Consider the following 15,146-nt stretch of genomic DNA (forward strand, 5'->3'; position numbering starts at 1 on the left):
GCAACTTTTAAGAGATTACATATACTAGAAAAGAAAGGAGGGAGAAAAGATATGAAGCCTCTTTCGGTGAAAAATTTAGCAATGATTACGGCGGGCTATTTAGTGCAAGGGTCTGAGGAAATGCTCATACAGCATGGTGCTTATCGATTAAAACAAGTGAAAAAGCCCAATACGGCCCTTTTTACAAGTAAACGTATTGTTAATTGGAAAAGTCTTGAGCCACTTTCTCCTCTTGTAATAGTGACCGACAGAGCATATCGGCCAAATGACATTCCAGCCCAAATCATCATCATACAGGTTGCGAATGTAGATGAGGCATATTGGAGATTTGTTCATTTTTATCGCAATCAGTTTCATATCCCGATTGTTGCGATTACGGGTACTTCAGGCAAAACAACAACGAAAGAGATGATTAAACATATTCTTTCTGCTGATCGACAAGTGACAGCAACGACCTTAAGTAGTAACTCAAGAACGGCATCATTGCAATATTTACTGAATATTGAAGATGACACAGAGGCAGCTGTATTTGAAACAGCTGTTGGCTCACCGGGGGATGTCACGAATGCAGGGAAATATTTTAAGCCGACTATTGGGATTATTACTAATATTGGTGCCCATCATTTGAATTATTGTAAGACGCTTGAAGGCTATATTCAGGCGAAGGGAGAAATGCTAGACATCATTCAGCCAAAAGGGACCCTCATCATAAACGCTGAGGATATGAATACTAAAAAGCTAGATATCTCTAAGTTTAATGGGCGCGTATTGAAGGTAGGCATCCATGATTCCTGTCATTTTCGTGCAAGCCATATCCAATATTATCAAAAGGGTATGAATTTTAAGCTGCACCATAATAGAAAAATCTATGACATTTTTGTACCAGGATTTGGCCAACATCAAGTGTACAACGCCCTTGCTGCCATTGCAGCGGCCTATGAAATAGGGGTACCCATTCCGGTGTCAGCCAATCAACTCCAATCTTTCCGTCAATTGAAAAAGCAATTACAGCTCTTTGAGGGCATTAATCATTCCATGCTTTTAGATGATACATGGAGTATTACTACAACTTCCTTAGAGGCAGGCTTAAAAGTGTTGAATGATCTCGGAGTAGGCAAGAAAAAAATTGCTGTTATTGGCACGATTACCGATTTGGGTTCATGGGGCTATATTATTCATGAGCAGGCGGGTGAATTAATTCACCGTATTGGTGTGGATGTGCTCATTACTATTGGAGAGCACGCGCGAATCATGGCTGATCATGCTGTGAATTTAGGGTTTAACGCTCCTGTTTATACCTATAAAAATAGCACGCTTGTTTATCCATTGTTACAGCAGATTGTAGATGAAAATACGATAGTCCTTATAAAGGGTGATATGTATAGTGAACAGGTTTCGAAATTAGCAGCTGAGCTTAAATTTAAACCACCACCTCCCACAGTTTAGCTCACTTCTTTATTTATAGGATATTAACTGTGTCATATAGAATGCCACTCTAATAAGGTATAGTAATTGATCAAAAATGTAGCATTCTTGTTCAAGAGAATTAATAGGTCTGTACAAGATTGATAAAGAAAGGAGGCGTAGTACACTTGCAATCCATTAGTGTGCAAAAAATTAGAAGCGTCCTACAGGGGAAAATTATCCATGGATCAGATCAATGGTCTGTGAAGCATGCAATCTACTATAATCGACATGATTTAATTCACAATCACACACTTATGTTTGTTAGTCGAAGTGATAAAATCAATTGGCAAGAGATTGATAGAAAGGGGCCATCCCTTGTCATTTCCGATAAACCAGCTACTGAGTTGAAAAATGCGTTAGATAATACAACGGTTTTACACGTCAAAAGCGTTGCGCAGGCATACTGGACATTTATCGAATATTACCGTGGCCTTTTTCAAATTCCAGTAGTGGCATTGACAGGAACCTGTGGTAAAACGACAACGAAAGAGATGCTAAAACATATCGCTAGTAAACATTGGCAAGTGCAAGCATCTGTTAGTAGTAAAAATGAACCAAGGCAATCATTGCCCTATTTGACGGGTGTTGATGATAAGACACAGGCAGCCATTTTTGAACTAGGCTTAGGGAATACAGGTAACATAAAACATCAATGCATGATCTATCAGCCGACTATCGGCATTATTACAAATATTGGTGTTCACCATTTAGATGGCTGTCTCAATCTTGAAGGTTATATTAAAGCGAAAGCAGAGATAGTCGAGGGAATTCGAGCAGATGGTACACTAATAATTAATGCAGATGATGCCAATATCGCAAAAATTTCATTACAAAAATTTAAAGGGAAAATGATTAGATTTGGCTTACAGGATTCGGCTGATTACAAAGCTTCCGCTATAGAATTTGCTCATACAGGCATGAAATTCGTGCTAGAAGTAGCAGACACTAAGTATAATGTGTTTGTACCTGGTTACGGTGAGCATCAAGTATATAATGCTTTAGCCGCCATTGCTGCCTGTAGCGAAATGGGACTTTCCATACGTCAAGCCATTGCAGGGTTAAGAACCTTTAAACAGATGGCGAGACATTTAGAATTTACGACAGGCATAGGTGACAGTACGATTATTGATGATACGTGGACCAATAATCCGACTTCTGTCGAAGCAGCCTTGAAAGTGTTAGATACAGTAGGGAAAGAGAAAAAAGTTATTCTTGTGCTAGGGGATATAAAGCGATTAGGGAATTTTGAAGAAAAATATCATCGGGAAATTGGCTCCAAAGTAGCTGAAAGACAGATAGATACATTAATTACAATCGGCAAAAGGGCAGAGGCAATTGCCGACCAAGCGAAAAAAGATGGAACTAAAGCAGAGGTTCATACGTTTAAAGATGTAACAGGTGTTTTAGAATTATTGAAACCAAAGCTTGACGCGGACACGATTGTTCTTATAAAAGGACCGATGTCGAGTAGATCTATGATTGAATTTGCCAATAATCTTAAAAATTTATCCTAATTTAAAAGGGTGTCTCTATTATTTGAGACACCCTACCATTTAAAGCTTTGTTATTTTAACACACGGCGAGCTGTAACATAATTCTTTTGCGCCCAAGTGGAACTTAAATTTTGTTTGACAACATTGTTAGTTGTCATACTAATATATTGATTATTTCCTAAATAGATACCTGTTTGTGTAATATTTGCTCCTCCATCATTCGTTGAGAAGAACAATAAATCACCTTTTTGAAGCTGAGACTTGAGCACTTTTGTACCAACTAAAGCCTGTTTGCTCGCTAGTTTATCCTTTAAATCAATGCCGTTCTTGTTAAATACATAGTACGTAAACCCCGCACTTGTGAAAGTTAGTGCACTCTCATTATACGTATAGCCAAATTTTGCTTTGCTAGTTAAACCTGAAGCTGTAGCAATAATTTTATCGGCAGACGTATTCGCTGAAGGTGCACTTACCGAGGGGGTGTCAGAGAAAACCCGCTTAGCTGTAATATAGTGTTCTTTATAATAATCAACTAATAAAACTCTCGTCATTACACCATCGGAATTAGGGATGATAATACGGTGATCACCAGCATAAATCCCAACAATTGAAGGATTTTTTGAGCCTGCCACACTATTGAAGAATACTAAATCACCCTTTTTCAAGTTTGCACGTGCTACCGTTGATCCTTGGTTCATTAAATCAGTTAACGATTTTGCGCCTAATGTCACACCGCTTTTACGATAGACGAAATCGACAAATGCTGGAGCTGTAAAGCGTAGGCTCGATTCATTCGTTGAAGAACTAATCGTTGCTTTATTTTTATAAGTTAGCGCATTCTCTACAATTTTATCGCCTTTTGTTGCTGGGTTGGCAGATAGTAGGGTAGGTAAAACGCGTCGTGCTGATACATAGTTTTCAGTATAATATGGTTTACTATTTAAATCTGAGATTACGATATTTTGCTTGGAATCAGCCATGTGGATCATTTTATTGCCACCAATATACATACCTACATGATCGGGATCCGTGCCTGTTTTTTTACTCTTAAAGAATAGTAAATCACCTTTTTGTAATTGGTTTCGCGCTACATATGTGCCTTGTTGTATCATATAGTTTTCATTATACGTCCCAAGATCTACACCATTTTTCTCGAAGATATACATTAAAAATGAAGCACAAGAAAATTTATAAGGATATGTAGGCTTGTAAACCGTATTGCTATATGTCGATTGACCCATTAAGCTTTTACCAGTTTGAATCAATTGATCGGCTTTAGCGGCAACTGCCTGAGCGTTGTTTTGTGTATTTGTTGTAGCTGCCTCTACTTGAATTGGCTGCATTGCTGTTTGGACTAATCCGAATGAGCTAAATCCAATTGTTAATGCGAGTGTTGTAGATAAAAATCGTTTATTCATGTTGTATATTACCTCCTGAAGCATCTAGTAGGATTTCTCCTGTATCGTCTTGCCTTGGAAATAATCGTAGCATGAAAATATAGGGCTTCTTGGCGGTAAATGTTTCCAGGGAGAAGTGGGGAGTGCCTCAACGCCTGCTATAAATGGCTTTATCGAAGGAATTTACAGTTATATTACAAATGTTTCAGTAAACTGTAATATGGGCGGGTTTCATACAAAAAAACTGCCCTCAACTAGGACAGTTTAGGCAATTGCCTGTATGATTTCTAATCGATTACCAAATGGATCTCGGAATTCAAAACGCTCATAGCTTGGGATAGGTACAGATTCTATTATTTCTATTTGATGTTCGACTAGTTTTGTCTTCCAATAATCAATATCTTCAACTTGATACGCAATATGAGCCTTTGTCGACAATCGATCAAAGCCATTCTCTGTTCCTACATGTACCTCTTGGTGACCGAGCTGTAACCAAAACCCGCCTCTACCTTTCAGAGAATCGGGTTTTTCTATTTCTTTTAGACCTAAGATACCGCAATAAAAATCTTTCCCTTGCTCCTCTGAACCTTTTGGAATAGTAATTTGCACATGATGTAAAGCAATAATCATAGTTATACCTCCCATTATATTTATAGTTAATTATAAATTAATCCCTAAATATTTACAAAGTAGGGTGGTATGGCAACATCTACGTCTCAGGCTGATTGAGCATAACTGCATGAATACCTTCTATAAAAGTGTTTAGTAAGATGGAAAAGCTTTTATTTCTATCAAGAGGCATCCCGAATTCCCCTAATTGTTCAATAGAGGTGAATCCATGAAGAATACTGCGTAGTCCTCTACCCATATGAATCGCCATTTCATCTTGCAAATGATAGGTTTCTAATACATCAAGTACAAGCTGTTCGATAGATTCTTGAGCCTGCTTTAAATTAGGGTCATTAGCATCTGGGAAGCGAGTGCATGCATTATATAACCCGGGGTGATCTCGAACAAATTGAATATAAGCTTTACTGATTGCACGGATGGCATCATCGCCTGAGCGTCAAACTGTTGCTTGAAGCATATATGCATACAGGCCCTTGACCTAATTTTTTTGCTTCAATTCAGGGAATCCATCAAGATGGCTATACAGGGTAGGAGGTCGCACTTCCAATTTCTCTGCTATTGTCTTTGTAAACTTTTTTCTGCTTCTGCAATAGCTATTGCCAAAAGCTTCTGTGGCTGCATTAACATCTTTCCATGACCGACAGCTAGTAGACTTGGCTTTAATTTACTTAATTTTTTTGCGCTTTCAAGTGCTGTGCTTTTATCCCATGTAGCAAGGGCAGGAAACGGAAATAATGGATTCATCATACCTGATACGACAAGCTTTCCTCTTGTTATAAGGGCGTCTCCAGCAATTAAACTTCTATTGCGTGTGTCGAAAAGAGTAATAGAACCAGGAGTGTGACCTGGGGTTGCAATCACTTCTAATGAACCAACCCGTGCACCTTCTTCCAGGAATAGGTCTGGTTTCGTTTTAATGTTTTTAGGGAGCCCTCCCTTGATCGGTACAGACTTTTCATGGGGAAGCAAAGTTTTATTCCCCTCCAATAATAGGGCATCCCTTGAAGAGATATACACCTGACAATCAGGTATTTCTTCTTTTAATGTATCTAACGCTCCTATATGATCATTATGTGCATGGGTAATTATGATTTTCGTTATTGGTTTTCCTATAGTTTTAGCTACATCCATAATACTTTTTGCACTATATGGTAATGCGGCATCAATCAGTGTTAGCTCATGTTGCTCTTCTACAAAATAACAATTAACAGGAAATATTCTCGGCATAAATGACAATTGATATACGGCGTTAATAGTCGAAACCTTCATTCTGATAATACCTCCTATAAACTAATCTTATTTTTATTTTATCTAATGTAATTAGTCTTTGCATTATTCACTTTAAGTGAGGTGTACAGTGCTAAAAATATGGTCGAAATAGCTGGATGGGTGAATAAACTATAGTTTTTTGGAATCTATTAAGATCGTACAAACCTTATGGTATAATAATAAAAACGGAATAATAGGATAGAGGTACAAACCAAATTGGGTTTGTTTAAAAGGGAAGATCGGTGAAAATCCGACGCTGTCCCGCAACTGTAAATGGGAGCACATTTCAAGAGACCACTGTTACGCCTTGTAATGGGAAGGTGAAAGGTGTGATGAACATAAGCCAGGAGACCTGCCTTTATCTAGTACAGCCAAAAAACCTACGCGGATAGGGGGTGTTGAGTGTGACTAGAGAAATTCTCCTGCATGCTCATAGTACGATGATTGCTAACAAGGTAGCTTCTATGAATAATAGAAAGCTTATTTCCATATGGCAAACATCGTATTATGTCGTGTATTTGTCATAAAAGACATCTTTCTAATGAGGGAAAGATGTCTTTTTTATGTAAATTATTAAAGGAGTGGTCCACATGAATCCACAAGTTGTTGAGTACTATGAAAGTTTATTTAAATTTGAAATTATGCAAGAGCCAAAGCCTTTGAAGGAGCTTGTTGAACAATATGTTGGGCATGATACGGCACATGAGCAATCTATTTTAGCAGCGTACGCGAATGTGATGAAGGAATTAATTGGATAATCAAGGTTTTGAAGGCTACTTCTTTATGGGGTAGCCTTTTTTATTGCGCATTTGTTGACAACATTTTGTAAGAGGCGTAAGATTCTATTGAACAATCGTTTTGAACACTTGTTCAAAAAAAGAGGTGAGACCTGTCGATAAGAAGGATTTAATACTAAAAGAAAAAAATAAAGAGGTAAAAGATCAAATTTTACAGGCGGCAAAATTATTGTTTTCTTCAAGAGGATACGATGGAACGACGGTGAGACAAATTTGTGATGAAGCAAATGTATCACTCGCCCTTGTTTCCTATCATTTCGGTGGCAAAGAAAATGTTTTTAATGCACTATTCGAGCCACTCCGCCATACTTTTATGAATGCGCATTATGATGTCAATGATTCACTAGAAGCACTTCGTAGCTTTTGCAGAAACTTTGTCCTTTATCGCATTCACGAGCATGAATTAATTGATATTTTACAGCAAGAGATTGTGATGAATAGCCCACGATTAGAGATGCTGAAGGACGTATTTCTACCTTCCTGGGAGCAGCTTCGGACAATTTTACAAGCTTGTTTAGAGCAACGAACAATTCATTTTGATTCCATTGATATTGCTCTTAACTTCATCATGGGGACATTAATGTACTCACTCAATAATCCATTTTTAAATCGATCTGCATTGCCATTAACACCTGAACAAATTGCAGATCTTGCAGTCGATTTCGTGTTAAATGGTCTACAAACAAACTATTAAAAAGAAGGTAATCACAATGAAAGCAGCAAAATTTTATGGCATGAAAGATATACGGGTAGAGGAAGCCGAACTACCTGTACTAGAAAATGGAATGGTGAAAGTAAAAATTGCGTTTGCAGGGATATGTGGCAGTGATTTACATGAGTATGTAGGTGGTGCTTATGCATTCCGTACACAGCCCGTATTAGGACATGAATTTTCGGGAGTAGTTGTGGAGGTCGCAGAGGGTGTCACTCATACCAAAGTGGGAGATCGTGTGGCAGTGGAACCACCTATCCCATGTGGAAAATGTGCGAACTGTAAACATGGCTATTCTAACTTATGTAAAAGCGGCCAGTCATATGGTTATACGATTTCAGGTGGTTTTGCTGAATATGCTGTTGTTCGTGAGGAAAATATTTATCATCTTCATGAAGGTATGAGCTTAGAGCTAGGCGCACTTGTTGAACCTACAGCCGTAGCCGTTCATGCTGTTCGTCAAAGTCAATTAAAGCTTGGAGACACAGCCGCTATTTTTGGTGCAGGTCCCATTGGCTTATTAATTTTGCAAGCTGTGAAAGCAGCAGGAGCAAGTGAAATCTTTGTAGTAGAGGTTTCGGATGAACGACGCCAAAAAGCATTGGAGCTAGGCGCAACCTATGTCATTAATCCAATCGACACAGATGCTGTTGCCTTTATTCGTGAAAAAACAAATGGCGGTGTGGATGTTGCATATGACGCAGCAGGTGTACAAGCAACCTTCTCAAGCGGCGTAAGTGCTGTTCATCCGGGTGGTGAATTTAAAATCGTCAGTGTTTGGGAAAAACCAGTTGAATTCAATCCGAATGCGGTAGTTTCCCCTGAAGTGAAAATTAGCGGTTCATTCGCTTACGTAAATATTTTCCCAGAGGTCATTCGATTACTAGCCCGTGGGGTAATCGATGGACAGGCAGTGATTACAAGCCAAATTGCTTTAGAGGATATCGTTGAAAAAGGCTTTGAAGCACTCATGAAAGATCGTAGTCAATGTAAAATCCTTGTGAATATGAGTTTATAAATTTACCCTATTTCGTAGCCAAACTTGTATGATTACTTGTTTGGCTATGATTTTTTTATTGATAAATAGCATAATACCACTAGGAATACATTTGTTTGTCATAAAACTGCCTTTAGGACTTCATTCATATTTCACTTTTACTTTATATAATAAATTTGATATTTATCTTCATTCAGCAAATGTTTGTACTGAAAGTAGTACCAAATTCAGAAGGTTCCTCCTTCATAGGGGCGATAGATGCTAATTGAGTGTTCAAACGCCTACTGAATCAAGATAATGCCTCAAGCGGATATCACAGATTTTGAAGAGGAACTTTCCGGCCAAGCTCCTCTTCAAAATCTGGTCGCAGCCTAACAACAGCGGCAATTACGGTGAGGCGTATTTGATCAAATAGATTGGAGACTAAAAATGAAAAATCTGCTTTATTCAAGGTTTTGGCGTTTGCATTTTTTCGCAGCTCTGTGTATTACGCCATTACTGCTATCTCTCACATTAAGTGGGATCGGTTATTTGTTTTTTACAGATGTAGAAAATCGCTTATACGATGATTATTTTTTTGGCGATAGCCATAAAGAAGAGGTCTTAACAATTGATGAAGCAGTGGAAAAAGCAGAGGCAGCATTTGCAGGATACTCCACGACAAAAGTGATTATGTTGGAAGAGCCTTATAATACACGTTTAACTTTATCAAATGGCAATGAACAGAAATATGTATTTTTAGATGATCAAAATCAAATGGTTGGTAGTCAGGATGCCAATTATACATTTTCTAATATTATGAGAAATACCCATAGCTCTCTATTTATTGGGGGGACATTTGTCAATTATTTAGTAGAACTTGCGGCATGCTGGACGATCTTTTTATTACTATCTGGACTTTATATGACATTTAAAGGCGATTTATTGAAAAAGCGCAAGTCGGAAAATAAACGACAAAAAAGTAAGAGATACCATGCGCTTGTTGGGACAATCATTACTATTCCAATGGTGATGTTTATTTCTACAGGGCTTTTATGGTCGGCTTTTCAAGGTTCAATACTGGCCAATATAGCATCAGAAAGTCCAACTTTCGGCTACCCATTATTACAGCAAAAGCCACCAACATCAGATGTGTCTGAAATTCCATGGGCAACTCGTCAATTAGAGGCTCCAACATCTGAGGGAGAACATGCACAGCATCACGGTGGTGGGTCTGTTCGTTATACAAACGACAACCAAATGACGATTGCTAATCTTGAAAAAGAAATCACGACCATGAATATCGCCAAACCTTATTCGATTATTTATCCGTCAGACGAAGAAGGCGTTTATACAGTGGCAAAGGCTAGTAACTCAGGTGTAACAGGGCTTGATGTCAAGCCGACAGACGAAGCAACCATGTATTTTGATCAATATAGCGGCAAGTTTATTGATCAAGTTAACTACGAGGATTATGGTATGCTGGCGAAGTTCTTTACATGGGGCATTCCTTTACATGAAGGTCATTTGTTTGGCTGGCCAAATAAGCTGTTAAACTTACTCGTATGTTTAGCCTTTTTAGCAGTAATTGTATGGGGAATTCGCACTTGGATTTTACGTAGGAAAAAAGGTGAGCTGTCTGCGCCACCACAAATTTCACATAAAATCTCACTTCCTTTCGTTATCTTCCTTATTATTTTAGGGATTATCATGCCATTATTCGGTGCATCATTGATCGCAGTGGTGTTGATTGAATATGTCATTTTAGGATGGCAAACTAAAAAGAAACTAAGAGCAGAAGAAACTAAATAACGATAATGGATACGGCACAACCAAAATGTGTCGTATCTTTTTTGTGTTGATTATTTCAGTTGGTGTAAGCCGAATACTATGTTGATGCAAAATTATTTATAGATTTTTCAGCGCGATTTTATAAAGTTTTAAGATTTGTATGATACATTGCTAGTAGTTTCAGCTAATTGGGGGAATTTAGATGTCGATTAAAACGAGGTTTTTGCTATCGTATGTAGGCGTTATTATTATTGCGATCACGCTTTTACTTGCAGCGGTTTTTCTTTTTGCCTTTGCGATCACAGGTGATGTGAAAGCAATTGAGCATTTTTACAAAAAGTCATATGTCCAAAAGCCTTTAACAACAGTAGAGGAAAATGCTTTTTTAGATTTGAAATTATTGGCTAAAAAAAATCCCCAGCAGCTTTTAGATATTGAACAGCTACAAACGATCAATGCTCCTTCCATTGAGATTGTAGTGCGGAAAGACCATCAAATTGTTTATGCCACACAGCAAGAGCATCAACAATTATTACTGCAAAGTTTACCAGGTTTTGAGGCGACCAATATTAATTCACGTGACACAATCATGATTAATCAAGCGTTTTATACGTATGTGAAGTTTGATTTTTATTTCCCTGACAAAACGGAGGGGAGTATATTTGTTTTAAGAGAGGTAAGTTCACATGCGGAAATAACGCGAGAATTATTACCTATTTTATTAGGTATCTTATTTGTATTATTTCTAATGATTATTGGTTTATTAAATTATTTAGTGTCTAGAAGTATCATTAACCCTATTACAGCCTTAAAAGAAGGGGCTCAACGAATTAAATCGGGCGATTTAGATTTTGAAATTACATCCCATTCTAATGATGAAATAGGTCAGCTCAATCGATCGTTTGAGGAAATGAGAGTTAAGCTCAAGGAGTCTGTACAAATTCAGCTTCAATATGAAGAGAATCGGAAAGAACTTTTATCGAATATCTCCCATGATTTAAAAACACCGATGACCTCTATTATTGGCTATGTAGAAGGTATTAAAGATGGTGTAGCGAATACCGAAGAGAAAATGGATAAATATTTAACGACGATCTATACGAAAGCTAAGGATATGGACGTATTAATTGATGAATTATTCTTATTTTCCAAATTGGATTTGAAAAAAGTTCCGTTCCAGATGGACAGTGTGAATCTTCAACAATATATGCATGATTATGTGGAGGATGCTAGTTTTGACTTTATTGCCAGAGATATTCATTTACAATATATATCAGCAGGCTCACCGCTTTTTGCTATGGCAGACAGGGATAAGTTAAGACGTGTCTTATCTAATTTATTGAGCAATAGTGAAAAATATATGGATAAACCCTATAAGCAGATTATTATTTCCCTGCATGAACGAGTAGATGATGCCATCATTCAAGTTACGGATAATGGTACGGGAATTGATCCTACTGCATTACCACATATATTTGACCGTTTTTATCGTGCGGAACCTTCTCGAAATTCGCAAACAGGTGGTAGCGGTCTTGGGTTAGCGATTGCAAAACAAATCGTCCTTGAAATGGGCGGCGATATTTGGGCAAAGAGTGAATTGACAAAGGGAACGAGCATTTTCATTTCATTGAAAAAGGATGAGGAAATGAGGAAAGATCATGAAAAAAATACTATTAATTGAAGATGAAGTGAGCATAGCAGAGCTCCAACGTGATTATTTAGAAATTAATGATTTTATGGTAGATATACAACATAATGGCGATGAGGGGCTGAAGCAGGCGCTTCATGGAGATTATGATTTAATTATTTTAGATATTATGCTTCCAGGTATGAATGGCTTTGAAATTTGTAAACAAATTCGAGCAGTGAACAATATTCCCATCTTATTTGTGTCGGCAAAAAAAGAGGATATAGATAAAATCCGAGGGCTTGGTTTAGGAGCAGATGATTATATTACCAAGCCCTTTAGTCCAAGTGAGCTTGTGGCAAGGGTTAAGGCGCATTTATCAAGATATGAGCGTTTAGCCTCTAACCAGCCAACGAATAATATGTTGTCTATCCATGGTATTACGATCGATACATCCGCTCGTAAGGTGTTTGTGAATGGTGAAGAAGTGGCCTTTACAACGAAGGAATTCGATTTGCTTGTATTTTTTGTCAAACATCCGAATCAAGTGTTAAGTAAAGAACAATTATATGAGCGAAACTGGGGCTATGAATCCGCTGCAGATGTTTCCACTGTTACTGTGCATATACGAAAGCTACGTGAAAAAATTGAACGTGATCCTGCACAGCCAAAGTTTTTGGAAACCGTATGGGGTGCAGGTTACCGCCTAAATGTATAAGATCAATGCCTCGTCGTCTTGACGAGGTTTTTTATTGAAATTTTAGACTTTTTTAAGAAATGGTTAATAGGCAATTTAGCAATGACTTGTAAACTAAGACTATTACAACAAAATTAACTAGTGAGGACGGTGCAGAGCAAATGAAAAAAATGCAAGCGGTCACGATCGCTTTATCATTTTTACTGCAGGGATGTGCCCCAAATGATACGGAGGCCATAAAGATTAATAAAACTGGAAATGAGGAGGTGGCAACAGATTTGGCAAGTCAATTGTTTCAAGCGGTAGAAAAAAGAAATATAGAATTGCTTAAAAGGGTTATCAATGAAAAAGTAGATATTAATGCGCAGGACTCAAATAATCGAACAGCATTAATGATTGCTACTTATAATCAGGATGTGGAAGCAGCGAGATTACTAATCGATGCAGGTGCCGATGTAAACATCCAGGATGATATGAAAAACACGCCTTTCTTATATGCAGGTGCGGAAGGCTATTTAGATATATTAAAGTTAACGATTCAAGCAGGTGCCGATCCTACAATTGTAAATCGCTATGGGGGAACGGCATTAATTCCTGCAGCTGAGCACGGCTATATTAATGTCATTGAGGAATTATTAACTACCACTAACATCGATGTGAATCATATCAATCATTTGGGATGGACGGCATTAATGGAAGCGATCGTTTTAAATGACGGCAATCCAACACAGCAAACGGCCATTCAACTATTGGTTGATCATGGTGCTGACGTCAATATTCCAGATAAAAATAATGTGTCACCCTTACAGCATGCGAAACAGAAAGGATTTAAGGAGATTGAAGAAATCCTTATTGCCGCAGGAGCCAAGTAAAGCCGGTATGGGAGTCGTCGCCCTTTGTTCCAAGCACTTTTCTGCATAAAGTACTATATTTCTCATTTCAGCCTAAAGTCATTCATCTAATAGTCGTGCTGAAATAAAGGCCATCGAGAATTCACTCTCGATGGCCTTTTTTCTATCGTCAACGCTAATCTTAAATATATTTCTCTATTTTTTAATTCTTTTTTAATAGTTTATTTATTGGCAGTTTAGATATGGACTTTATGATAAATATTGTAAACCAAATTAAACCAAAAGAGGAGTTTGTAAGATGAAATTGAGAAAACGTATCGTCCCAGCAGCACTAGCTTTATCGGTATTATCAGCAGGTCTAGTTACATTTAGTGAGCCGTTAAATGCAGATGCAGCAGGTCAGAAAGTAGTAGCAGCTGTGAACAATGAGCAGGTGGCGAGAATTACTAAAGTTAAGCCAATAAACACAATGACATTACAAGTTACATTTACCCAACCTTTAGCAGCAGCCGATATTGATCCAAACAATTTAGAGGCCATAAAAAAAGATTTTAATTTTAATGGAAATTTAGAGATTGTCAATGTTCCACGATTAATGACCGGTTCTACGAGTACATATATTGTACCTGTTACGTTCCAGGAAGATGATTTCATCTACAGATTAAGCTATAAAGAACAACGTAATAGAGTCTTTGGAGGGACAGATGAAAAAGTACTTGTACGAAATGTGGCGCAAGTAACGGATGATACTTTTACATTGGAGTCATTCCAAGAGGATGGTGTAGTGGATTATGCTAATATCATTGAGGCTTACCGTGGAGGACGTGGAGATCTTGCATTTAGCATAGATCGTCAAAATCGTGATGCAAGTGGGAAGCGTTTTGATGTTATTTCTTCTTTACGTGATCGCTATGTGATAGTGAAAACAAGTGAAGGGGAGGAGTTTGTTGCTAATTATGTGCCTTTCACACAAGCAGCTGATGGTAAACAAGCACCTCAATTTAGATTACCCGCAGGTCAAACTTTAAAACAGGGTGTCACGTACCGAGTGTACTCTCAATGGGCAGAAATTGATGTAAAGAGCTTTGTTGCCAATAAAAAGGCACCATTTACATTGCAATCAGCTAATGCTATCGATAGACAATCATTTGAATTACAATTAACAAATGATCCCCAATCGGATTTATTAGCTGGCAGAAGTGTCGAACTTCGTGGTAATGATGGCAGCACATTACAAGCTCAATATCGATATTCATCACGTAAAGGGGCAGTAGGGATCTTTGATATTGCGAATGGTGGCACATTAAAAGCTGGTGTAAGCTATACAGTAATGCCATTAAATAATTGGGCTACTGCGAAAAATGTAGTTCTACAAGGTAAATAAACAGTCATACGTTCTCCTATAAAAAAATCTCGTCACAGTGGTGGCGAGATTTTTT

The 15,146-nt window shown here is 37.8% G+C and carries 15 protein-coding genes and 1 riboswitch; of the genes, 11 read left to right on the forward strand and 4 right to left on the reverse strand.

Going from position 1 to position 15,146, the window contains the following annotated elements; all coding sequences use genetic code 11:
- Positions 1-51 precede the first annotated feature (51 nt).
- Positions 52-1,446 carry a Mur ligase family protein gene (locus tag KVT27_RS05695; RefSeq protein WP_036125116.1) on the forward strand — a complete coding sequence of 465 codons (1,395 nt, stop codon included), beginning with the start codon at positions 52-54 and terminating at the stop codon, positions 1,444-1,446.
- Between the two features lie 146 nt (positions 1,447-1,592).
- Positions 1,593-2,981, forward strand: coding sequence for a UDP-N-acetylmuramoyl-tripeptide--D-alanyl-D-alanine ligase (locus tag KVT27_RS05700; protein WP_036146352.1), 1,389 nt, complete (start codon positions 1,593-1,595; stop codon positions 2,979-2,981).
- 50 nt (positions 2,982-3,031) lie between these two features.
- On the opposite strand, the gene KVT27_RS05705 is transcribed toward KVT27_RS05700, so the two are convergent.
- The 4 genes from KVT27_RS05705 to KVT27_RS05720 form a co-directional block, all read right to left on the reverse strand.
- Positions 3,032-4,378 (reverse strand): C40 family peptidase, encoded by a 1,347-nt coding sequence (locus KVT27_RS05705; RefSeq protein ID WP_217580916.1) that lies wholly within the window; start codon positions 4,376-4,378, stop codon positions 3,032-3,034.
- A gap of 243 nt (positions 4,379-4,621) precedes the next feature.
- Positions 4,622-4,987, reverse strand: coding sequence for a VOC family protein (locus tag KVT27_RS05710; protein WP_150907779.1), 366 nt, complete (start codon positions 4,985-4,987; stop codon positions 4,622-4,624).
- Between the two features lie 79 nt (positions 4,988-5,066).
- Complete coding sequence (locus tag KVT27_RS05715; RefSeq protein ID WP_217581358.1) at positions 5,067-5,405, reverse strand: TetR-like C-terminal domain-containing protein; 339 nt, start codon at positions 5,403-5,405, stop codon at positions 5,067-5,069.
- 137 nt (positions 5,406-5,542) lie between these two features.
- A complete protein-coding gene (locus KVT27_RS05720) occupies positions 5,543-6,256 on the reverse strand; it encodes an MBL fold metallo-hydrolase (protein ID WP_191967745.1) in 714 nt (237 codons plus the stop codon).
- A gap of 185 nt (positions 6,257-6,441) precedes the next feature.
- Positions 6,442-6,630: riboswitch (cobalamin riboswitch) on the forward strand.
- Positions 6,631-6,660: 30 nt separating this feature from the next.
- On the opposite strand from KVT27_RS05720, the gene KVT27_RS27005 reads away from it, so the two are divergent.
- From KVT27_RS27005 to KVT27_RS05760, 9 genes are all read left to right on the forward strand, one after another.
- Positions 6,661-6,783 (forward strand): hypothetical protein, encoded by a 123-nt coding sequence (locus KVT27_RS27005; RefSeq protein ID WP_255350108.1) that lies wholly within the window; start codon positions 6,661-6,663, stop codon positions 6,781-6,783.
- Between the two features lie 63 nt (positions 6,784-6,846).
- Positions 6,847-7,014: a hypothetical protein gene (locus KVT27_RS05725; RefSeq protein WP_008175715.1), complete on the forward strand. Its 168-nt coding sequence runs from the start codon at positions 6,847-6,849 to the stop codon at positions 7,012-7,014.
- A gap of 100 nt (positions 7,015-7,114) precedes the next feature.
- Entirely contained in the window at positions 7,115-7,747 is a 633-nt protein-coding gene (locus tag KVT27_RS05730; protein WP_217580917.1) for a TetR/AcrR family transcriptional regulator, read from the forward strand.
- Between the two features lie 16 nt (positions 7,748-7,763).
- A complete protein-coding gene (locus tag KVT27_RS05735; RefSeq protein WP_217580918.1) occupies positions 7,764-8,783 on the forward strand; it encodes a 2,3-butanediol dehydrogenase in 1,020 nt (339 codons plus the stop codon).
- A gap of 408 nt (positions 8,784-9,191) precedes the next feature.
- Positions 9,192-10,553, forward strand: a complete 1,362-nt coding sequence (locus tag KVT27_RS05740; RefSeq protein WP_217580919.1) for a PepSY-associated TM helix domain-containing protein — start codon at positions 9,192-9,194, stop codon at positions 10,551-10,553.
- Between the two features lie 181 nt (positions 10,554-10,734).
- The gene (locus KVT27_RS05745) at positions 10,735-12,213 is read left to right on the forward strand and encodes a sensor histidine kinase (RefSeq protein WP_036125129.1); all 1,479 of its coding nucleotides are present in this window, start codon (positions 10,735-10,737) and stop codon (positions 12,211-12,213) included.
- Complete coding sequence (locus KVT27_RS05750; protein WP_036125131.1) at positions 12,191-12,877, forward strand: response regulator transcription factor; 687 nt, start codon at positions 12,191-12,193, stop codon at positions 12,875-12,877. Before KVT27_RS05745 ends, KVT27_RS05750 begins: the two co-directional genes overlap by 23 nt.
- A 140-nt stretch (positions 12,878-13,017) precedes the next feature.
- Positions 13,018-13,728 (forward strand): ankyrin repeat domain-containing protein, encoded by a 711-nt coding sequence (locus KVT27_RS05755; RefSeq protein WP_150907778.1) that lies wholly within the window; start codon positions 13,018-13,020, stop codon positions 13,726-13,728.
- Between the two features lie 277 nt (positions 13,729-14,005).
- Positions 14,006-15,091 (forward strand): Ig-like domain-containing protein, encoded by a 1,086-nt coding sequence (locus KVT27_RS05760; protein WP_217580920.1) that lies wholly within the window; start codon positions 14,006-14,008, stop codon positions 15,089-15,091.
- The last annotated feature ends 55 nt before the right edge of the window (positions 15,092-15,146 follow it).

The sequence above is a fragment of the Lysinibacillus sp. GbtcB16 genome, from assembly GCF_019091145.1.
Classification (GTDB): domain Bacteria; phylum Bacillota; class Bacilli; order Bacillales_A; family Planococcaceae; genus Lysinibacillus; species Lysinibacillus fusiformis.